We start from the raw sequence: 21,585 nt of genomic DNA, 5'->3' as shown, positions 1-21,585 counted from the left end.
TTAGAGATATATATAATTAAAGTTTGATCTGCCCTGCAGCCACTTTACTGGCCATTACCAAGGCATTGTAAGCATTAGCTATTTTACCAGAAGTAGAGATTTCATCTAAAGAACCGCTTTTGCCCGTATTCTTACCCAATACTACTTTGGTCTTAATAGGTAAACCAGACTGTAATATGATCTTTTTTACTTGTGCAGCAGTTAGTTTTGGATATTGGGACATTACCAACGCGGCAACCCCGGCAACCCCGGGTGCGGCCATTGAAGTACCTGGAGAATATTCATACTCATTGTTTGGGTATGTAGAATAGATATCTGTACCAGGAGCAAAAATATCGACATTTATTTTACCATAGTTAGAATAGCTAGCTACAAGCTCTGAACCATATTTAGGGTTTAAAGCACCTACGGTAATTACGTTATCCGCAATTTCAGGTCCATTGTTGACTTGGTCATTAGGAAAATTAGAATTGATAGGATTGTCAAGATCTGCACCATCGTTACCGGCAGCATGTACAAAAAGCACGTTATTATCTGCAGCATATTTTATGGCATCATAAACCCATTGCGCATTAGGGGAAAAAGACTTGCCAAAACTACCGTTTATAATACGTGCACCATTGTCAACGGCATATCTTATACCTCTAGCAATATCCTTATCATACTCATCACCGTTAGGTACGGCCCTAATACTCATGATAGCTACATTATTGGCAACACCGTTAACCCCTTTACCGTTGTTACGTTCAGCACCTATAATACCGGCTACATGTGTACCATGACTTTCATCATCTAGCCTGTTATTAGGGTTGCCATTGCCATAATCTACATCAGTAATATCATAAGGGTCATCACCTACGCTCTCACGGCCATTAAAATCTTTGTTTAGGTTGTAGTTAAGTTGCTCAGTATAATATTTGATACCATTGTTCAATTCATCAAGAACTTCGGGTATAGAATCTTTTATACCGAACATTTGATTTAGAATGGCAACATTACGTTGCATAGTTTCATCTGTAGCATTTATACCGGCTAAATCTTTTTTGGTATAGGTATCTTTATTTAAATACTTCTTTACATCTGCATCTGCATTTTTTACGGCTTGGTATATAGATTCATATTGCTCTTTACCTTGAAGAGCTTCGTTATATTTAGAGTCAAGTTTGGTTTTAGCCTTTGCTAAAGTAGCAGCGTCACCAATGTTTAAACGAAGCATACGAACATATTCTAACTGCTCGTTATAAGACTCGCCCAAGAAATTATAACCGTGTATATCGTCAATAAAGCCATTGCCATCATCGTCAATACCATTACCCGCTTTTTCTTTTGTATTGGTCCATAATACGTTTACAAGGTCTTCATGTTTTAAATCGATACCGGAATCAAGAACGGCAACGATCGTTTTGGTTCCTTTTTTGTTCTTGATGATTTCGTTATACGCTTTATCAACACTCATACCCGGTATGGTATCCGCAACAAGATCTAAATGCCCCCAGTTGTTTTTTTCACTGGTGGTGAGGTCAGAAATTTTTAAAGGAGTAGCATCTATGTTTTCTACAGGAGTAAGAATTAATCCGCTTCCTCCTGCTGTTTTAGTACTTCCGCATCCTGTCAATATTGCGGCAATAGAAAGGGCAAAAATTGATTTAAAATATGAATTTGTCATATAATGGCAACTGTTAGTTAATGTTTCTTGTTTATAATGTAAAATTAATTGAAGAGTTCGTTAAAAGTGTATATTTTATCTAAACGAACACCTCTATCAGTGTATTTTAAGGTACAAAGTTGGTTATGCGCATCATGTTCAAAGAACAGATAGTAATTATTGTCCGCAGCTTCGTTCAAGAATAGTTCTTTTTCTGACATTGTCAATAATGGCCTAGTATCATAACCCATAACATAAGGCAGGGGAATATGGCCAACGGTTGGTATCAAATCTGCCATATAAGCTATAGTCCTGCCCTGATATGAAAATTGTGGCAGCATTTGTTTCTCCGTATGGCCGTCTATAAAACGAATATCAAAACCTAAGGGACTATTTTTGAGAAAATTATCATCCTCAAAATCTATAAATGATAGTTGGCCACTTTCCTGAATTGGTATTAAATTCTCTGTCAAGAAAGATGCTTTTTCTCTTGGGTTTGGTTTTGTTGCCCATTTCCAATGTTTTTCATTGGTCCAGAACTTAGCGTTTTTAAATGCGGGTTCATAACCTGTTCTGTCCTTGTTCCATTGAATGGCCCCACCAACATGATCAAAATGTAGGTGTGTTAAAAAAACATCCGTTATATCATCTCTATGAAAACCATGCTTTTTTAAAGAAGAATCTATGCTAAAATCTCCCCAGCGGTAGTAATAGCCAAAAAACCGTTCAGACTGTTTATTGCCCATGCCGGTATCTACCAAAATCAACCTATCGCCATCTTCTATTAGAAGGCTTCTTGCGGCAATATCAATTAGATTATTATCGTCTGCCGGGTTAGTTCTTTGCCAAATGGTTTTAGGTACTACGCCGAACATGGCACCACCATCCAATTTAAAATTACCGGTTTCAACAGGATAAATTTTCATAAAGGGCAAAATAATAAAAGTGAGGGTAATCTTGGGAATATTAAGAAAGTATTATCATTTAACCGCTAGATAATAAGACTTAATCATGTTGTAGTAGCGAGATTATCAAATTACCCAATAGTAGCCTATCTCATCAATGGTACTTATGCTAAAAAACTAATCTTCATTTATTAAATCTCCAATAATATGATGTGCCAAAGGTTTGGTCAAATGTTTTTTGACAACAGCATATTCTTTTCCTTTTTCAGAATCTAAATTATCTAACGAAGAACTTAAGATATATACTTTACAATGGTTGGTAAGCGAGTCTGATAAATTTATATATTCATCTAAAAATTCAAATCCGCTCATACCGGGCATTTTAATATCCAAAAATATCACATCTGGGTAAGTTTCATCATTTTCAATAATATTTTTTAAATAGGCCAACGCTTCAGACCCTGAGGTCATGGTCGTAATTTCAGAAATATTATCTTCTTTTGAAATTATGGCTTTATTAATAAAGTTGTCCACATCTGAATCGTCAATCAATAAAATATTAATATTATTAGCCATACTGTTATTTACCTGCTTCATTTGGTATTTTTAAAGTAAACGTTGATCCGTCACCTATTTTTGATTGTACATTTATTGTTCCTTTCAATTTAGAAAGTACTTCTTTAACTATAAAAAGCCCTATACCAGAACCCATTACCTTAGAAGATACCCTATAGAACATTTCAAATATTTTTTCCAATTGATCTTCTGCCATACCTACACCATTATCTTTTATAATTAAGATTGCCTCTTTTTTGGTGGTTTTCACATTGATCCAAATAGCTGCATTATCTTTATTAACATCATGGTACTTGATGGCATTAGATATAAAATTATTCAATAAAACTGAAATTCTCTTACTATCTGAGATAAAATTGAACTTATCGTCCACATTAATTTCAATATTTATTTTGTGGGTATTTTCTAAGTACCACAAACTTTCTATGGAATGTTCTATTAAAGTAGTAAAATTTATAGGTTCTAGTCTAAGGGCAATATGTTTATTTCTAGAATATTCAATGATGTCTTTGATAAAATCATCTAATCTTTCAATAGATTTTTCCATCATGTTTAAATGTTCATATAGTTTTGGGTTGATATCTTCCATTTGAATTAATTGTATCAATCCTAAGACCGAAGATAATGGAGCTCTTAACTCGTGTGAAGCACTATAAACAAAACTGTCCAATTCTGAATTGGTTTTCTGTAGTTCATGAAATTGTGTCTCTAAACTATTTTCGGCCTCTTTTCTCTTAGAGTCATCATAGATATTGACGAGATAACTGACCTTACTTTTTAAATGCAAGGGTTTTATAGACATTAACAGTGTTTTCTTTACACCATTTTTAAGTCTTATTTTATATTCTTGGTTTACTATTTCACCTTCTTCTTTTAGTTTTTTCCAAAGTCTTTCACGCTCTACTTCGTCAATAAAAATTTCTTTAGAATCTATAACGGTCTTACCCAGTAATTTTTTCTTGGTAGTATTAAGTATGGCATAAACCATTTCATTGGCATCGACCACTCTTCTTTCTTCATCTAAAATTAGCATACCCATAAGGTTTGTTTGAAAGGCCTTTGAAAATTTTTCCTGACTTTCTTTAAGTGCTAGTTCAGATAGAACGTTCTTGGTTATATCCATAGAAGTACCATGGTAAATAAGAGGTTCACCATTAGTATCATAGACTATTTCTGAAAAGGCCAAGAAATACTTAAATGAGTTGTCTTTTAGTTGAATTCTATAATTACTTGGTACCGCATCTCCTTTTCCTTTTTTCTTTGCCAGTTTCTTGTCTAAAACAATTACATCTTTTTCATATATAATTTCCCTTACCAAATCTGGAGTCATTTTTGTTTTAGGGTCAATGCCGTGCATAGCATACATTTCTTTAGACCATTCTACTATATTGCCGGTCATATCCCAATGCCAATAACCAATATTTCCAATTCTAATGGCCGCATTCATTTTAGCTTGTAGGTCTAGAATTTCAAAATCTGCTTCTTTTTGCTTTGTAATATCTATAATAGTACCTCTATACTTATTTGGAGATTTATCTTCGTTTCTTAAGACCTCCATTTCGGCTATAATATGCTTTATAGATCCATCTTTTAAAATTATTCTATAATTTAACGAATACGTATCAACATCTTCTGTTACGCTACTTAAAAGCTCCCTATGACTTTCCAGATCATCTGGATGCATTAGACTTTCTACAAAAGGTAAAGTTATTTCGGTTGCTGGGTCTACATCATAAATAGAATATAGTCTAGGTGACCAGTAAAGAATTTTAGTGCTAAAATCATAATCCCAATAACCAATTTTACCGATCCGCATGGCTATTTCCATTTTATTCTTTAAATCTAAAATTTCAATATCAGCTTCTTTTTCTTTTGTAATATCTATTACCGTACCTCTATATTTTATAGCTAAATTTTCAGGTTCCCTGATCACCTCTACCTCTACCATTAAATATTTGACCTTACCATTTACTATGATCCTATAGGTAAAGGCATGGTTAATTTTATTTTTAACAATGTCATATACTTTTTTTCTATGTAATTCTAGGTCGTCTGGATGGATGATACTTTCTAAATACGATATAGTTAAAATTGTACTTTCATCCATCTCGTATATAGAGTACATGAGAGGAGAACAATTAAAAGTTGCCGATTCAATATCAAAATCCCAATAGCCAATTTTACCAATGCGTATTGCCGCATCCATCTTGCTTTGTAGTTCAAGAATTTCTTTTTGATTTTGCTTTCGCTCGGTTAGGTCAAAGCCTACAGACCCAATAGCTATAGGTTTGTTCGTTGTTTTGTCCTTAATGAGAAAACCAGAAAATTCTAAAGGAATTATTTTATTGGTCTTAAAATTTTTAAGTGGTACTTCTCCTGTCCATAATCCTGTTTTCATTATGGTGGGTAAATGCTCGTTGATTATGACACTTTTGTAACTGTCTTCAAAAAAATCGAACATTTTTGAATTGTTCACATCAAAATCACAGGGCAATTCAACCATTTTTTTTCCAGCATCATTTAAATACAATGGATCACCGGATAGCGTTGCAAGACCAATAAAACCTGGACTATTTTCAATTATTGAGATTAAGCGTTGCCTTTCTTCATCGGTTTTCTTTGCTTCGGTCTGGTTAACGTAAGTACTTAAACTATAGTTTTCGCCTAAATATTCATAAGGCTCTTTTGATAGTAGTAAATGTAGAATACTACCATTTTTAGCTATAAAATCAACCTCTAATTTTTCTATTTTTTGAGAATCGTTCAATGCAAGAATATCAGGGTCGGCATTTAAATTTTCGCTAAAATCTATTAAACCAAGTTCTAATATAGATTTGCCCTTAATCTCTTCTAAAGAATATCCTATTAAATCTAGAAAATAAGAATTAGCGTCAACAAAACGATTATTATGATCTTTTATGACCATACCTACAAAGCGGTTGTTATATGCCTTACTGAACTTAACTAAGTTTTCTTCTGCCGCCAGCTCTAATTGTTTTCTTTCTGTAATATCCCTAACAATACCCATAATAGTAGTATTGTCAAGCATTTTAGCACTGACTTCTCCGTAAAAAATAGTGCCGTTCTTTTTTATTAATTTTTGTTCTGAACGTATAGTTTTCCCTTTTCGCAATTCAGCATAGTTAACTGATCGTTTTGTTGTTTCCTCATCAATGGTCAGGTCTGTTATATTAATGTTCAACAACTCAACTTTTGAATAGCCGAACATTTTAATTCCATAAGGATTTACATCTAAGATGTTTCCCCGAAAATCATTTAAAAATATACCGTCAGAAGCCCCGTCTATTAATGATTTATATCGCTCCTTACTATCTTTTAAAAGTGCTGTTTTTTCTTCTACTATTCTTTTTAATTTTGCTGGTTGCCGCATTAGGGACCAAGAAAGAATACCACATACTATAGAGAGTAACATGCCCAATAATGAAAAAAGCATGGTAGAAGAGTTCATTTTATTACTGTCCAAGTAGACATACAGTTTCCATTCTCCTTGACTAGTGGTTAGTGGTAAGGTGGTTGCGCTTTCTTTAGATATGTTTTTAGAAGCGTAAAACGTTTCTTCAGTATTATCTGCATTGATTTTTACTAATTTATAAGAGAATTTTTCATTGTTGGTACTGTCTAATTGAACTGCATTGATGACTGTAGATAGGCGTACTACAGCGGCTACAAAACCATTGAAATCTCCATTTTTATATAAGGGTCTTCTACCAATTATGCCAGAACCACCTTGTTTAAGGTAAATAGGTCCGGCGGTGTAATAATCTTTTCTTTCTAGGGTAATTTTGGCACCAAATTTATTGTCTGGGTCATTTAGGATATTCATGCCAATGACCTCGTTTCCTTCTAAAGGGTGTACATGGGTAATTATACCTTTTTCATTTACAAGCTCAAGGGCATCAATACTATTGTTGTTGTTTAATAGTAGTTGTGCAATGCTATCAAAATCATCTGGTATACCATAATGATCAACAATAAATGCAAGCGTTTGTGTAGCATTATAGCTTTGACCTAAGATATTTTGTAAATCGATTTTTAGGCTTGATACCCTATTCTCTATTTCTTGCTGTTCTGTTTGTTGATAAAGCTGGTATTTCTGAAAAGCAATAAACTGGGTAATGATCAAAACAAGTAAAAATGCCAAAAAACCGTGTAATAAAGGGTTTTTTAAGATGGACCATTTAAAGGTTTCAGACATTTTTGTTGGTAAGGATTATATAATTATACTAAAAACTACTATATAAATAGTAATAGCTTATGCCATGAGGGTAATACGAAGTTAAAAAAGTCATGCTTACAATAGTATTTTTTTCTATATTTTGTAAGATTTAACTTCAATATGTAAGCCTTTTATCAGTTATGTTTTTAGTTTTCTACCGGAATTAATTTACTCTTTTTCATTCAATATGGCTCAAAGTGTTTAACTAGATCTTGTTAAAAGCCCCTATTTTGATTTGTTTTAGACATTTAACTAAAACAAAATATCGTTGAACATATGCCTTTTAACAGATAGGTTTATGTGGTTAATTTATAAACCAAGCTATAATTTTACTTATAAGAGAGGTATCAATAGTTTTTTTGGAATAATGGCAGAAACTGTTAGGTTGACTGTAATGTAGGGATAGAAATATAAACTTACTCATGTAATTTGTTAAGTAGCCGGTTCCAATAAATGCGTTCAACTATTTAAGTATACTATTATTAAGTGAAATTTGCCAATTGAACCTTGCATTTAAAATAAGATGTTCACTTGGTTTTTATGTTATATAGTGGCGTTTAATTGTTATTTTTATCCAAAATCAATCAAATGCTAGAGCTTGCTGGAATAATCATTTTAGGAATACTTGCTCAATGGGTGGCTTGGCGCTTAAAACTACCGGCTATTTTACCATTAATTCTTATTGGTTTAATCGTTGGGCCTTTGTCAACATTGTATACTGAAGACGGATCAAAAATTATAGAGCCAATTTGGAACGGAGATAAAGGTCTTTTTCCTGGTGAAGGATTGTATTATTTTGTATCGCTGGCCATTAGTATAATTTTATTTGAAGGCGGACTTACACTTAAGCGATCGGAGATAAAAAATATTGGTCCGGTGATAACTAAATTGATTACTCTAGGTAGTTTAACCACATTCTTTGGTGCGGCATTGGCAGCCTACTTTTTATTTGGACTCTCTTGGCAACTATGTTTTTTGTTTTCTGCTTTGATCATTGTAACAGGACCAACGGTAATTACCCCTATATTAAGAAACATACCTCTTAAAAAAGATGTTTCGGCAATTTTAAAATGGGAGGGAATCTTGATTGATCCCATTGGTGCCTTGGCGGCAGTATTGGTCTATGAGTTTATTAGTGTTGGTGAAGGTCAAGCCTATACCATGACCGCATTGATCGAGTTTGCTAAAATTCTGTTATTTGGTTTTACATTCGGATTTACCTTTGCACATGCCCTTACCTTTTTAATCAAAAAGAACTTTATACCACATTATTTATTAAATGTAGTGTCACTTTCCGTAGTATTGGGAGTTTTTGTAATGTCGGATGTTTTTGCACACGAATCTGGCTTATTGGCAGTAGTTGTTATGGGTATGGTAATGGGTAACACCAATTTACCTAACATTAAAGAGTTACTTTATTTCAAGGAATCTTTAAGTATTTTATTGATATCCATCTTATTTATTCTACTGGCTGCCAACATTGATATTTCTGATCTAGAATTAATATTTACATGGAAAACGATAGCGCTGTTCTTGGCTATTGTATTGATTATTAGACCACTTGGAGTCTTTTTAAGCTCTATTGGGTCTAATTTAAAGTTTAATGAAAAGCTTTTTATTAGTTGGGTGGGTCCTAGAGGTATTGTTGCTGCCGGTATAGCGTCCTTATTTGGGTCCAAACTACTTTCTAAAGGAGAAGCAGGAGCAGAGTATATAACTCCTTTGGTGTTTATGATTGTACTTGGTACTGTACTTTTAAATGCTACAACGGCTAGGGTTTTCGCTAAGTTAATAGGTGTATTTTTAAATAAATCTGAAGGAATTTTAATTTTAGGAGCATCAAAAGTATCGCGTTTAATTGGTGAATATTTACATAAGAATGACAGGCATGTTGTGCTTATTGACAATAACCAATCTAATATTGACAAGGCCGAAAAGCTGGGGTTAGAGGCAATTTCTGCAAACATATATTCAGATAATTTGACCGATAATATTGAATTGAACGATATTGGATATTTAATGGCATTGACCGCAAACTCAGACATAAACAAGTATGCCATAGATAAGTTTCAAGACGCATTTGGGGAGAACGGGTCCTTTAGGTTGGTAGATGCGGATGAAATGTCTGATCCAGAGAATAATCCAAAAGAAGGACTGTTTTCGCACACAGATGATTTTATTAAGTTGACGGAAGCTGCTAGAAAATTCCCTGCAATTCATGAAATTGAACTTCATGATACCGAACATTATGAAGGCTTGATCGAGATTACCAAAGCAGATGCAGATATTGTTCCTTTATTTTTATTGGACCCAGAAGGCAATATTCATATTATTACCGCATTTAGTAAAGAGTTTACAGATATTAAGAAGGGTTATAAACTTGCGTATTTGGGCAAAATGTTTCCTAATGAAGACCCAGACAAAGAAGAGGCAAAACAGAATTAAAGTTTCATCAACTAGGTTTCTATTAAAAATAATGATCTTCAAAATTAGTGTCTAACAAAATTTTATACAGCAGCTTTAAAAAAAGTCATCAAAATTAAGTAAGTATTATTTTCTCTGAGCTCCATATTTATAAGACTTTTTTTAATTTATCTGTAATAGAAGTTTTAAGCGTGTAAAAAATTCTGACAATATTATTTAAAATCATTTCGTTAAGGAGTAAGAAAAACCAACCAAAACCAAATGTTTTTATGAAAAAATCAATTTTATTTTTAGCCTTAGCAGCTACAGTTACTTTCACGAGTTGTTCAAAAGATGACGATGATAATGGATGTAAATCATGTAGTGCTGCAGACCAAAAAGTTGAAATTTGCGATAATGGCGACGGAACTTATGATTTATCCGTTGGCGGAGAGAGCGCCGGAACGTTAGATGAATCTGATTTAGACGGGATGTCTCCACAACAAGTAGTAGACGCAACTTGCGAAGCTTTGAATCTCCTTTCGGATTTCTAAAATATCAATTAGATTATTTTAAAAGTCTTACATGTTATATGTAAGACTTTTTTATTTTGGAAACAATTTTCTAAGAAATAAACCCAACTCATCCCTTTTTTATCCCAATTGGGCAGAATCTATTATATAAAAGAGTACCCGGACTATAGTTTTGCGATATCAATTAAATCCAATAAAAAAACGACCAGTCATGAAATTAAGATTTGCTTTTCTAATAGTAGCGCTTTTAATCACAGTTAGCTCAATTGCTCAAAATTCAATTAACGGTATAATTACGGACACATCAAAAGAGCCACTTTCTTTCGCCAATATCATTCTCTATGAATTAGGAAAAGAAGAGCCGGTAACCGGGGCTATTAGTAATGATATTGGAGTTTATGAATTTAAAAACATCGCAGATGGCACCTATGTTATAGAAGTATCGGTATTGGGCTTTGAAACTAAAAAATCTGAAGAACTTCAATTATTAGGATCAGATTTGGAAGTAGATTTTACTTTACAAGAAGAAACCCAAAATTTAGATGAGGTCGTGGTAAAAAGTAAACGACCTCAAATAAAACAAACGGCAGAAAAGCTTATTGTAAATCTTGAAAACTCGGATATGGTGAATACCAACCTACAGGATGTAGTAAAAAAAGTTCCGGGTATTATTTTGACCAACGGTAATGTAAGTTATGCCGGCCAAGGTAATATTAGAATACTCATAAACGGCAAGACTACGGATTATATGGATACGGCGAGCTTACTTAGAGATTTGCCCGCAGACAATATTTCTAAGGTAGAATTAATACAACAACCAGGTTCGGAATACGATGCAGAAGGGGCAGGACCAATTTTAAACATCATTCTAAAGAATAACGTAAAATTAGGTACACATGGTAATGTAAAACAAATGTTAGGCTATGAGAACAGATTTGAATATGCTACTAGTGCTTCAGTCGCTAGTTATAAAAATAAACTTAATTGGCAATTAAGTGCGGGATATAGAAAATCTACTTCTAGAGATGATTTAACACTTTCTCGTAAAGTTCTTGAAGATACTTATGAACAAACCTCAAAATCTGCTTTTGACCCCATAATCATTAATATTGGTGCAGGTGTTGACTATTATCTGTCAGACAAGCATTCAGTTGGTGTTAGTGGTAGAATAGTCAACAGCGATTCTGATCGGGTTTCCAATAACAATACCACCATATCAAGTGCTTCATCAGAGATTAGCTTGTTAACCGATAATAGTTTTGATCGTAACAGAAGTATTTATACCGTAAACCCATATTACGAATTTAAGGATGATAAAAACAAACTGGTACTTGATTACAATTTTGTTGATTATGGGTATGATAACGAAAACAATTTATTTCAGGTAGGTACATCAGAATTACCTTATGATAATAGGCGTTACTTTCAAGATGCAGCCTATAGAATAAATACATATAAAGCTGACTATAAACGAACGGTAAATGAGAATTTCTCTTGGAATGCCGGAGCTAAATTTTCAGATGTAGCATCAGATAGTGATCTGCAATCTTTTACAGAAGATGAGGAAGGTGTCTTTCAGTTTCAACCGGCAGAGAGCAACAGGTTCTTGGTAGACGAAACAATTTTGGCGTTGTATTCTAAATTAAACGTAAAAGTTGATAAGTGGAGTTTTTCTGGCGGATTGCGTTGGGAAGAAAGTGATACCCAGGGTACTGCAACCACTACTGGGGAAACAAGAACAAGAAAAATATCAAAGCTATTTCCAAGTGCTAGCCTAAGCCGAGAAATTACCGAAGAAATCAGTGCTAACCTTGCATACAGTTATAGAATTCGCAGACCGTCTTACAGCTCGCTAAATTCTTTCGTGTATTTCTATGATCCGTTTACTTTTGAAGAAGGAAACCCCAATCTAAAACCTGCCTTTACCAACAGCTATCAATTTAATTTGACGTATGAAAACCAACCGTTCTTTAATATAAGTTATAGAGAAACCTCAGATCAATTATTTGAAATCATAACCCAAAACGATGCATCTGCCGAGACTTCTAGAACAATGATCAATTTGGCACAGAACAAAAATTGGAATTTTAGCCTATTTGCACCCTTAAGTTTTATTAACGGATTAGACGGTTACACAGGTGTAATTGCCAATCATAATCGTTACGCATCAGAAAATCTAGATCCTGAGCTAGATTTATCTAAGTGGAGCATTACCTGGTTTACGAGCGCTGAATATGAATTGCCCTGGGAAATCAATTCAGAAATATCCGGATATTACACCTCTGGAGGTTTAGAAGGTATTATTGAATATGATTGGATGGCAGGTATTGATATTGCCATTAGTAAAAGTTTTCTTGATGACAAATTAAAGGTTAGTTTAGAGTACGAAGAGTTGATACAAAGACCTTTTACAGGTACTGTAAGGTATGATAATGTAGATGCAACCATCGTTTCTAATTGGGCCAGAAACAATGTATTTTTACAATTGAACTATAGTTTTGGTTCAAAATTCGGAAAAAACAATAAGCGAGAGAACGCTTCAAAAGAAGAACAAAACCGTATTAAACAAGATAATTAATACAGTATAGTTAATGAACACGAAACTAAATAAGTCAGACTTCATATTGCTGGGTGTCATTATAGGCGTAACATCACTTCTTAATTTTTGGCAATATTATGTTTATGGTAATGACCTGTTAGAATTTATAGTTGATATTCCAACATACATAATTATGGCATGCATTGCCATTGGGCTATTTATGTATTGGTTGTTGCCAAATTTTTTATTGAAGAACACAAACTATTTCTTGTTCATTAGTTTGGCAATTGTAATCTTGACCGTTACAGGTTTTATAGAAAATCTTGCGGGGTATTGGTCATGTGAAAATGATTGCAGAACATACCCGGTTTGGCACAGAGCATTATTGGACGGTCTTTTTGCCGGGGCGGATAATGTAGGTATTCCTTTGGGGATTTTGTTGACAAAGAAGTTTTATGAAAGCCAAACACAGGTTGTAAAAATTCAAAAACAACAGAAGGAAAATGAGCTTAAGCTTTTGCGTTCGCAATTAGACCCTCATTTTCTATTTAACAATCTAAACACTTTAGATGCTTTAATAGACAGTAATGCCAATAAGGCAAAAGAATATATAAATCGTCTTTCACTAATCTATAGATACTTGATTCAAACAAAAGATGCCGAGGTCATGGAGCTATCTGAAGAAATGAACTTAGCTGATAATTATATGTTTCTGATACAAACCCGATTTGGGGATGATTATAGTTTTCATATCCATAAGAACATTGATTTTTCCAATAAATTTTTACCCACCGGTGCTATACAGACGTTATTAGAAAACGTAGTAAAACATAACAAAGCAAGTGGAGAAAATAAAATACTTACTAGTATTGATATTGATGAGAATTGGTTGAGAGTTACAAACAACAAATTAAAATTTGCATCACCGAAGGATAGTTTGGGCACGGGACTCATCAACCTAAAAGCAAGATATCAATTACTCTCCAAAAAGGTGCCTAAAATTGAGGAAAGTGAAAAGGAATTTAAGATTTCGATCCCAATAATTAAATTAAGGAACTAATTGGAAGCATATGACACTTTTAATTTTAGAGGATGAAATTCCCGCATACCAGAAACTATTAAGTCACCTTAAAACGTTTTTTGATAATGATATAACAAATCATTGGGCAAGATCAATTGCAGAAGGTAAAACGCTTTTAGAAGCTAATACGTACGACCTTATCTTGTCTGATATTAAATTGTTAGACGGTATTTCTTTTGATTTGTTTAATGCCGTTGAGGTAAGTTGCCCAATCATCTTTTGTTCGGCTTATGACGATTATTTGTTTCAGGCATTCAATACAAACGGAATTGCCTATATTTTAAAACCATATACAAATACCGATTTCATAAAAGCTCTGGAAAAATATCAGTCTCTGTTCAAGCAGGGCGAATATGATAGTAAGCTGAGCAACGAAACTTTAAATGCATTAAAACTTGCGTTGCAAGAAGAGCAGACCAATTATAAGAAGCGTTTTGTAATAAAGCGTCCCAATGGTATTCAATTATTGAACACTTCTGAAATTAGTTTGATTGAAGCTTCAGGAGATTTCTGCATCGCCATTGACAAAGAAGGTAAACGACACCCCATATCACAAACCATTGGCAGCATAGTACAACAACTATCGCCCAATAAGTTCTTTAAAATCAATCGTAGTCAAATAGTACATATTGATTATATAGAACAAATAGAGAGCCATTTTAAAAACCGTTTACTTATAACCATTAAAGGCTGTAAAGAAAAAGCAATGACCAGTACCTCTACCACTTCAGATTTTAGAAAGTGGTTAGAGTAAGTTAATCGTTCAGCTTTAATACCGCCATAAAAGCTTCTTGTGGCACTTCTACGTTACCAACTTGTCGCATACGTTTTTTACCTTTCTTCTGCTTTTCTAGAAGCTTACGTTTACGAGAGATATCACCACCATAACATTTAGCGGTTACATCTTTACGTAAAGCTTTTGTAGTCTCTCTAGAGATAATTTTTGCGCCGATTGCAGCTTGAATAGGAATATCAAACTGTTGTCTAGGAATCAGTTCTTTTAGCTTTTCACACATTTTTTTACCAATATGAACGGCATTGTCAGCGTGAATCAATGCAGATAGGGCATCTACCGGTTGGGCGTTTAAAAGAATATCTACACGTACTAATTTAGAGGTACGCATACCTATAGGAGCATAATCAAATGAAGCATATCCTTTAGAAACCGTTTTTAGCCTATCATAAAAATCAAAAACAATTTCCGCTAAAGGCATGTCAAAATTTAGTTCAACACGTTCGGTCGTCAAATAGGTTTGGTTCGTAATTTGCCCTCTTTTCTCTATGCATAAAGACATTACGTTACCAACAAAGTCAGATTTTGTAATAATCGTAGCTTTAATATAAGGTTCCTCAACACGGTCTATACCAGACGGATCGGGTAAATCCGTAGGATTATTGACTATAATTGGGGTATCAGGGTTTTTACGTGTATAAGCATGGTAACTAACATTGGGTACCGTGGTTATAACCGTCATATTGAACTCTCGTTCCAAACGCTCTTGAATAATCTCCATGTGTAGCATTCCTAGGAAACCACATCTAAAACCAAAACCAAGTGCAGCACTACTTTCTGGAGCAAAAACAAGAGAAGCATCGTTCAACTGCAATTTTTCCATTGAAGCACGTAACTCTTCAAACTCATCTGTATCTACAGGATAAATACCGGCAAATACCATTGGTTTTACATCTTCAAATCCGCCAATAGGGTTTTTAGTTGGGTTGGCCGCATCGGTTATCGTATCACCTACTTTAACTTCACGCGCATCTTTAATTCCGGTAATCAAATAACCAACATCACCGGCTTTAACGCTTTTTTTAACCTCTTGGGTCAACTTCAAAGTACCTACCTCATCCGCAAAATAATCCTTATCGGTTGCTACAAACTTTATTTTTTGTCCCTTTTTAATTTCACCGTTAATGACCCTAAAATAGGTTTCAACACCTCTAAAAGGGTTGTAAACAGAATCAAAGACCAAAGCTTGTAAGGCTTCGTCCGGGTTGCCCGTAGGAGCAGGAATACGCTCAATAATTGCCGCTAATATTTCTTCTATGCCAATACCGGTTTTTGCAGATGCAGGTATAACTTCCTCTGCATCACAACCTAAAAGATCAACGATATCATCTGTAACTTCTTCTGGGTTGGCACTTGGTAGGTCAACCTTGTTTAAAACAGGTATAATTTCAAGGTCGTTCTCTAATGCTAAATATAAATTTGAAATAGTCTGTGCCTGTATGCTCTGTGCGGCATCTACGACCAAAAGCGCACCTTCACATGCTGCAATGGATCTAGAAACTTCATATGAGAAATCTACATGGCCTGGGGTGTCTATCAAGTTTAAAATATAATGTTCCCCCTTATAGATATAATCCATTTGTATGGCATGACTTTTTATGGTGATACCACGCTCTCTTTCAAGGTCCATACTGTCCAGAAGTTGTTCTTTTTTCTCTCGGTCGGTAACAGATCCGGTAAACTCCAACAATCTATCTGCCAAGGTACTTTTCCCATGGTCAATATGTGCAATAATGCAAAAATTTCTAATGTTTTTCATAGCGGTAACAGTAATAATAATGCTAATTTATACCAGGAATAACGCCCGGTACCAAAGAGCAATTGCAAATATAATCTAATTTATAGCGCTAAACTTTAGTGTAGTAAGCTATTTATTGTTGCATAGATTAGTTTGGATTACATATATTGTAAAAAATTACGACGTTTTTAGTTAGATTTGATAATCAACCCCAAATTACCATTGAAACTACTTCTTGCTATTTTATTTTTCATCATTGGTGTTTCTCAATTTGCGCATTCACAAACCTTTGAACTTAAAGGTGAGGTTAAAGATCAGTATCAAGAACCAGTTGCATTTGCCTCTGTTTTTTTAGTAACGGCTAAAGATTCTGTTTTGGCCAAAGGCACTTCTGCTGACGAAAACGGTGCATTTTTATTTACAGATATTAAAGAAGGACTTTATTTTCTAAAAGCATCTTACGTAGGTCAAGTATCTAATGATTTGGCAATAGAAATTATAAAGGACACTAAGATCGGAGCTATTATAATTGAGCAACAAGCAGAACAACTTAATGAGGTAACCGTTACCAGCAATAAACCTGTAGTTAAAAGAGAAGTGGACCGAATTGTTTTCAATGTAGAAAACACCGTTATTTCTCAGAACAGTTCTTGGGATATTCTTCGTCAAACACCTGGAGTCATTATGATGAATGATGAACTGAAAGTGAGAAATCAAGCCACTACAATTTATATCAATGATCGTAAAGTGCAGCTGTCTTCAGAAGAGGTTAAAAGCTTGTTGGAAAATTACCAGGGTGAGAATATAAAATCTGTGGAGGTTATTCATAATCCGCCAGCAAGTTATGATGCTGAGGGTGGATCAATTTTAAATATCGTTACCAGTAAAAATGTATCTGTTGGTTATAAAGGCAATGTAAATGCCGGGTATACGCAAGGTGTTTTTCCCAAGTACAATTTTGGAACATCACATTTTTATAAGACTAAAAGGTTAAACGTAAACGCAAGCTATAATTATACACCTAAAAAGGAATTTAAGAATACTTTGAGTAATACCAATTTTATGGATATTACCGGTATTACTTCTGTGTGGGATACAGATTTTGATCAAATAATACGCACTAATACCCATAGTGCAGGAGTATCAGTAGATTATGAATTTAATGATAAGAACACGCTAAGTCTAACAAGCAACGCACAGTATCAACCAAAAAAGGATGCTGATTTTTTTCAGGAAACTACTATTAAAAATGCATCTGGTGTATTGGATTCCCTTTTTACCACAAATAGTTTTTTAAGCGAACAAAAGCATAATGTTTCGGGCGACCTTACTTTTAAACATCAGTTTAAAGACCAAGGAAATTTAACTGTAAATGCACACTACACAAATTTTGATTTAGACCGAAATCAAGATGTAAACTCAGATTATTTTCAACCAAACGGCTCATTTCTACGCGATTTTAATTTCTCTACCATTGCCGATCAACAGATAGAAATAAAGACCGCTCAAATAGATTATACTGATTATTTGGGTAGTGTATTTTTTGAAACAGGCGTAAAAGGTTCTTTTATTGATTCTGAAAGTAGGTTGGATTATTTTTTAGAGAATGATGGCACCGAATTTATTTCTAATTTGTCCGATGATTACACTTACGATGAAAGGGTGTATGCAGGTTATTTTAGCCTATCTAAAGATTGGGAAAAATGGAGTATAAAAACAGGCTTGCGTGTAGAACAAACAGAAAGTTCTGGGGTATCTGTTAATGTATCAAGCATTAACGACCTTGATTATTTTGAACTTTTTCCATCTTTCTACATATTACATAACATTAACGACAATCACAGTTTGTCTTTTGATTATTCTAGAAAGTTAGAACGCCCTAGGTATGAAGATTTAAATCCGTTTAGGACCTATATCAATGAACGTACTTTTGAAGAAGGTAATCCTAATCTAACCCCTAGTTTTAGCCATAATTTTAATTTGAACTATACTCTAAATCAGGAGTATTATTTTGATTTCTATTATCGAGACAACGGTAGGTATATATCTACACTGACCTTTCAGGACAATGATAATTTCGTTTTAAGGGATATTACGCAGAATGTTTTAGAAAGCAACTCTTATGGGTTTGATTTTACTTATGGTAAGTCTATCACTAACAATTGGTACTTGTACAGTTATATTTCTCTTTTTCATGAAGAAGAGTCTTTTATTGCGTTGCAAAGCAATGAATATTCCTATAAAAATAAGTTTAACGGAGCTTATATAGATCTAACCAATTATTTTACGCTTTCTAAAGACGGTAGTTTTAAGGGAGAATTAGGGTTGGTGTTCTTATCAGGTTGGTTACAAGGGTCCTATATACAAGAAGAAACTACAAATTTAACCCTGGGGTTAAGAAAATCATTTTTTAATAATAGAGCCGTATTAAGTGTAAGTGCCAATGATTTATTAGGAAAATATAACGGTTATGTATCTTCAAAATATTTAAATCAAGACAACAGGTATTTAGTAGTTCCTGAAACCCAATATGTAAAGTTTGGTTTTACATACAACTTTGGTAATTTCCGTTTAGAAGACAACCAACGAGATATAGATAAAATAGAACGTGAACGTCTCGATTAACTATAACGGGTTAATAATCAGCATTTTATTTTTTAGTTAAGAAAAACTTAAATAAATTGTAAGATAATTCAATTTTACTTTCCTACATTTAGTAAGAATACGAACACTAAATGCTTAAAAATTTATTATTAACGTTTCTATTTTGTCTTACAATTTCTTTTGCATTTTCCCAAGAATTTATCATTAGCGGTTTTGTAAAGGATGAACAACAAACACCGGTTGTTCTTGCTAATATAATTTTGTTGAGCGAAGAGGGAGAGTTTATAAAAGGCACTGTCACAAATGATCAAGGAGCTTATGAAATTAAGTCCGTCATCACAGGCAACTACCGTATAGTAGCTAGTTATATAGCAAATACTGTAGAAAGTGAAATTCTTTCCATAACCGGTAGTATTGAGATAGAACCGCTTATATTACAAAGTGCTCAAGAATTGGATGAGGTCGTAGTAACCCAAAACAAACCGAAGTTAGAACAATTGGCAGATCGCCATATTTTTAATGTTGAAAATACCGCAATTTCCGATGGCGATATTTGGGATGTTTTAAAGCGTACACCTGGTGTAATGGTAATGAACAATAGGTTGTACGTAAATGGTAGTTCTAAGGTAAATATTATGATTAATGGTAAGCTGATCAACCTACCGGAAGAGGATATAATTAATTTACTTAGTGGTAGTTCTGCAAGTAATGTACAATCTATAGAAGTAATTACGAGTCCGCCAGCAAAATATAGTGCCGAGGGTGGTTTACTTATTGATATTAAAATGAAGAAAAACCTTGTTGCGGGGTATAACGGCGCTAAATTTAATAGATATACACAAGGTATTCTGCCAAAGCATACTGTAGGTACAGATCACTTTTTTAAAGGTAAAAGAGTGGATTTTTCAACGAACTACAGCTTTAGCCATGATAGGGATTGGACCAGATATTCTGATGCTACCACGTTTTTTGAAGACGGACAAGAAAATGAGATTTGGACAGCAGAGCAAAAATCTATATCTAAAGGAAAAAGTCATAATCTAAATCTTTTTTTAGACATTGAATTAAATGAAAAAAATACACTGAGCTTTTCATCTACCTCAAGTTTTTCACCAGATAACAATATAATTTATACCTCATCAACAGATATAGAAAGTAGCGGTGCAGATGTAATAGCACGTTTAAAAGGTCTCAATATATTAAGCGATGATACCTATAACACATCTAACTATTTAGATTGGGTACATAAGTTGAATGATAAAGGGGCAGAAATAGCAACAAACGCCCACTTTACCTATTATGATTCTAAGGATAATCAAGAATTAAATAATGACATTGTAGAAGGTTTTACAGAGAATACTTCTGAGAATACCTTAAATATAAATTCAGACCAGATTATAAACCTTTTTAGCGCCCAAACAGACCTAAAACTACCGTTATCAAAACAGTCTACCTTAGAGACGGGCTTAAGATTTGCAAATATAAACTCGGAGTCAAGTATTCAACAATCTGGTTTTGATGAATCATTTGCAGAAATAAATCCTACGGCTTCTGGTATTTTCAATTACGACGAACAAATTTATGCAGGTTATGTAAGCCTTAGTAACAGTTGGGAAAAATGGAAGTTAAATGCGGGCCTACGAGCAGAATATACAGATACAAATGGAGACCTTAATATTTTATCATCAGCGAATAAAAATTCGTATTTTGATTTGTTCCCAAACTTCTCAATGTCCTATACAAAAGACAAGAATGCGTACATGGTTAAATATTACAGGAGAATTACCCGACCTAGATATAGCAGTATAAACCCTTTTCAATATTACTTATCGGCAAATTCTATTTTTGAAGGAAACCCAAATTTAAAACCAGCTTATCGTAGTTATATAGAAGTTGATTATGTGTATGATAAGGACTTTAAGTTTGCTTTGTTTACAAGTATAAAATCAGACCAACAGATACAGCAATTTATTCAAGATAATACAACCAATATTCTTAAAGCACAGTACCTTAATTTGGAAACGAATTATAATTTTGGTGCAGATGCCAGCGTATCTAAATATTTAACCTCGTATTGGTATTTTTATTTTTTTGTGAGCCAATATTACAACCAAAATAAATTTGCTGATATAAACACGAATGCCATTATAGACAATTCTATTTGGACTACATACTTACGTGTTAATAATTATTTTACGTTATTAAAAGACGAATCGTTGTATGCAGATATGGCGTTCAATTATATTTCTCCATATGTTCAAGGTAACGCGAGTTTTAGATCTTACAGCAAATTGAGTATAAATTTCAGAAAGACATTTTGGAACAAGGATGCTAGTGTTTCAATAGGAATAGAAGATATTTTTAATAAAGGAAACACATATTCTACAAGAAACTATCTGGAACAGAACAATATCACAAGTACTAGACCTGAGAGTAGACTATTTGTATTCGGTTTTAGGTATAAGTTTGGTAACACTAAAATTCGCGATAATTCTAAAAACAAGCATACTGACGAAAATAAGCGATTATAA

At 33.7% G+C, this 21,585-nt stretch carries 12 protein-coding genes; 7 read left to right on the top strand and 5 right to left on the bottom strand.

What is annotated here, in order from left to right; genetic code table 11:
• Nucleotides 1-16 precede the first annotated feature (16 nt).
• The 4 genes from QZ657_RS07355 to QZ657_RS07340 all read right to left on the bottom strand — a co-directional run bounded on the left by QZ657_RS07355 (nucleotide 17) and on the right by QZ657_RS07340 (nucleotide 7,342).
• Nucleotides 17-1,666: a S8 family peptidase gene (locus tag QZ657_RS07355; protein WP_291965942.1), complete on the bottom strand. Its 1,650-nt coding sequence runs from the start codon at nucleotides 1,664-1,666 to the stop codon at nucleotides 17-19.
• 44 nt (nucleotides 1,667-1,710) lie between these two features.
• Nucleotides 1,711-2,571 carry an MBL fold metallo-hydrolase gene (locus tag QZ657_RS07350; RefSeq protein WP_291965940.1) on the bottom strand — a complete coding sequence of 287 codons (861 nt, stop codon included), beginning with the start codon at nucleotides 2,569-2,571 and terminating at the stop codon, nucleotides 1,711-1,713.
• A gap of 156 nt (nucleotides 2,572-2,727) precedes the next feature.
• Nucleotides 2,728-3,147 (bottom strand): response regulator, encoded by a 420-nt coding sequence (locus tag QZ657_RS07345; RefSeq protein WP_291965938.1) that lies wholly within the window; start codon nucleotides 3,145-3,147, stop codon nucleotides 2,728-2,730.
• Nucleotides 3,131-7,342: a PAS domain S-box protein gene (locus QZ657_RS07340; protein WP_291965936.1), complete on the bottom strand. Its 4,212-nt coding sequence runs from the start codon at nucleotides 7,340-7,342 to the stop codon at nucleotides 3,131-3,133. Before QZ657_RS07340 ends, QZ657_RS07345 begins: the two co-directional genes overlap by 17 nt.
• Nucleotides 7,343-7,951: 609 nt before the next feature.
• Here QZ657_RS07340 and QZ657_RS07335 point away from each other — a divergent pair.
• From QZ657_RS07335 to QZ657_RS07315, 5 genes are all read left to right on the top strand, one after another.
• Entirely contained in the window at nucleotides 7,952-9,808 is a 1,857-nt protein-coding gene (locus tag QZ657_RS07335) for a cation:proton antiporter (protein ID WP_276470603.1), read from the top strand.
• Between the two features lie 248 nt (nucleotides 9,809-10,056).
• Nucleotides 10,057-10,320: a hypothetical protein gene (locus QZ657_RS07330; RefSeq protein WP_276470604.1), complete on the top strand. Its 264-nt coding sequence runs from the start codon at nucleotides 10,057-10,059 to the stop codon at nucleotides 10,318-10,320.
• 190 nt (nucleotides 10,321-10,510) lie between these two features.
• Complete coding sequence (locus QZ657_RS07325) at nucleotides 10,511-12,877, top strand: outer membrane beta-barrel family protein (protein WP_291965934.1); 2,367 nt, start codon at nucleotides 10,511-10,513, stop codon at nucleotides 12,875-12,877.
• 13 nt (nucleotides 12,878-12,890) lie between these two features.
• Entirely contained in the window at nucleotides 12,891-13,898 is a 1,008-nt protein-coding gene (locus tag QZ657_RS07320) for a sensor histidine kinase (RefSeq protein ID WP_291965932.1), read from the top strand.
• A gap of 10 nt (nucleotides 13,899-13,908) precedes the next feature.
• The gene (locus QZ657_RS07315; protein ID WP_291965930.1) at nucleotides 13,909-14,673 is read left to right on the top strand and encodes a LytR/AlgR family response regulator transcription factor; all 765 of its coding nucleotides are present in this window, start codon (nucleotides 13,909-13,911) and stop codon (nucleotides 14,671-14,673) included.
• Between the two features lies 1 nt (nucleotide 14,674).
• Here the strand turns inward: QZ657_RS07315 and lepA are convergent, their stop codons facing one another.
• Nucleotides 14,675-16,471 (bottom strand): translation elongation factor 4, encoded by a 1,797-nt coding sequence (gene lepA / locus QZ657_RS07310; protein ID WP_291963739.1) that lies wholly within the window; start codon nucleotides 16,469-16,471, stop codon nucleotides 14,675-14,677.
• A 201-nt stretch (nucleotides 16,472-16,672) separates the two neighbouring features.
• Here lepA and QZ657_RS07305 point away from each other — a divergent pair, with 201 nt between their 5' ends.
• Both QZ657_RS07305 and QZ657_RS07300 read left to right on the top strand, forming a co-directional pair.
• Nucleotides 16,673-19,075 carry an outer membrane beta-barrel family protein gene (locus QZ657_RS07305; RefSeq protein ID WP_291965928.1) on the top strand — a complete coding sequence of 801 codons (2,403 nt, stop codon included), beginning with the start codon at nucleotides 16,673-16,675 and terminating at the stop codon, nucleotides 19,073-19,075.
• A gap of 110 nt (nucleotides 19,076-19,185) precedes the next feature.
• Nucleotides 19,186-21,585: an outer membrane beta-barrel family protein gene (locus QZ657_RS07300; protein ID WP_291965926.1), complete on the top strand. Its 2,400-nt coding sequence runs from the start codon at nucleotides 19,186-19,188 to the stop codon at nucleotides 21,583-21,585.

Source organism: Maribacter sp. (genome assembly GCA_020629415.1).
GTDB lineage: Bacteria > Bacteroidota > Bacteroidia > Flavobacteriales > Flavobacteriaceae > Maribacter > Maribacter huludaoensis.
This window is presented reverse-complemented; position numbering and strand designations above follow the sequence as displayed.

What these genes read in the sequence shown, in the direction of transcription:
- QZ657_RS07355 (WP_291965942.1), bottom strand. Translation starts at nt 1,666, where the DNA reads ATGACAAATTCATATTTTAAATCAATTTTTGCCCTTTCTATTGCCGCA.
- QZ657_RS07350 (WP_291965940.1), bottom strand. Translation starts at nt 2,571, where the DNA reads ATGAAAATTTATCCTGTTGAAACCGGTAATTTTAAATTGGATGGTGGT.
- QZ657_RS07345 (WP_291965938.1), bottom strand. Translation starts at nt 3,147, where the DNA reads ATGAAGCAGGTAAATAACAGTATGGCTAATAATATTAATATTTTATTG.
- QZ657_RS07340 (WP_291965936.1), bottom strand. Translation starts at nt 7,342, where the DNA reads ATGTCTGAAACCTTTAAATGGTCCATCTTAAAAAACCCTTTATTACAC.
- QZ657_RS07335 (WP_276470603.1), top strand. Translation starts at nt 7,952, where the DNA reads ATGCTAGAGCTTGCTGGAATAATCATTTTAGGAATACTTGCTCAATGG.
- QZ657_RS07330 (WP_276470604.1), top strand. Translation starts at nt 10,057, where the DNA reads ATGAAAAAATCAATTTTATTTTTAGCCTTAGCAGCTACAGTTACTTTC.
- QZ657_RS07325 (WP_291965934.1), top strand. Translation starts at nt 10,511, where the DNA reads ATGAAATTAAGATTTGCTTTTCTAATAGTAGCGCTTTTAATCACAGTT.
- QZ657_RS07320 (WP_291965932.1), top strand. Translation starts at nt 12,891, where the DNA reads ATGAACACGAAACTAAATAAGTCAGACTTCATATTGCTGGGTGTCATT.
- QZ657_RS07315 (WP_291965930.1), top strand. Translation starts at nt 13,909, where the DNA reads ATGACACTTTTAATTTTAGAGGATGAAATTCCCGCATACCAGAAACTA.
- lepA (WP_291963739.1), bottom strand. Translation starts at nt 16,471, where the DNA reads ATGAAAAACATTAGAAATTTTTGCATTATTGCACATATTGACCATGGG.
- QZ657_RS07300 (WP_291965926.1), top strand. Translation starts at nt 19,186, where the DNA reads ATGCTTAAAAATTTATTATTAACGTTTCTATTTTGTCTTACAATTTCT.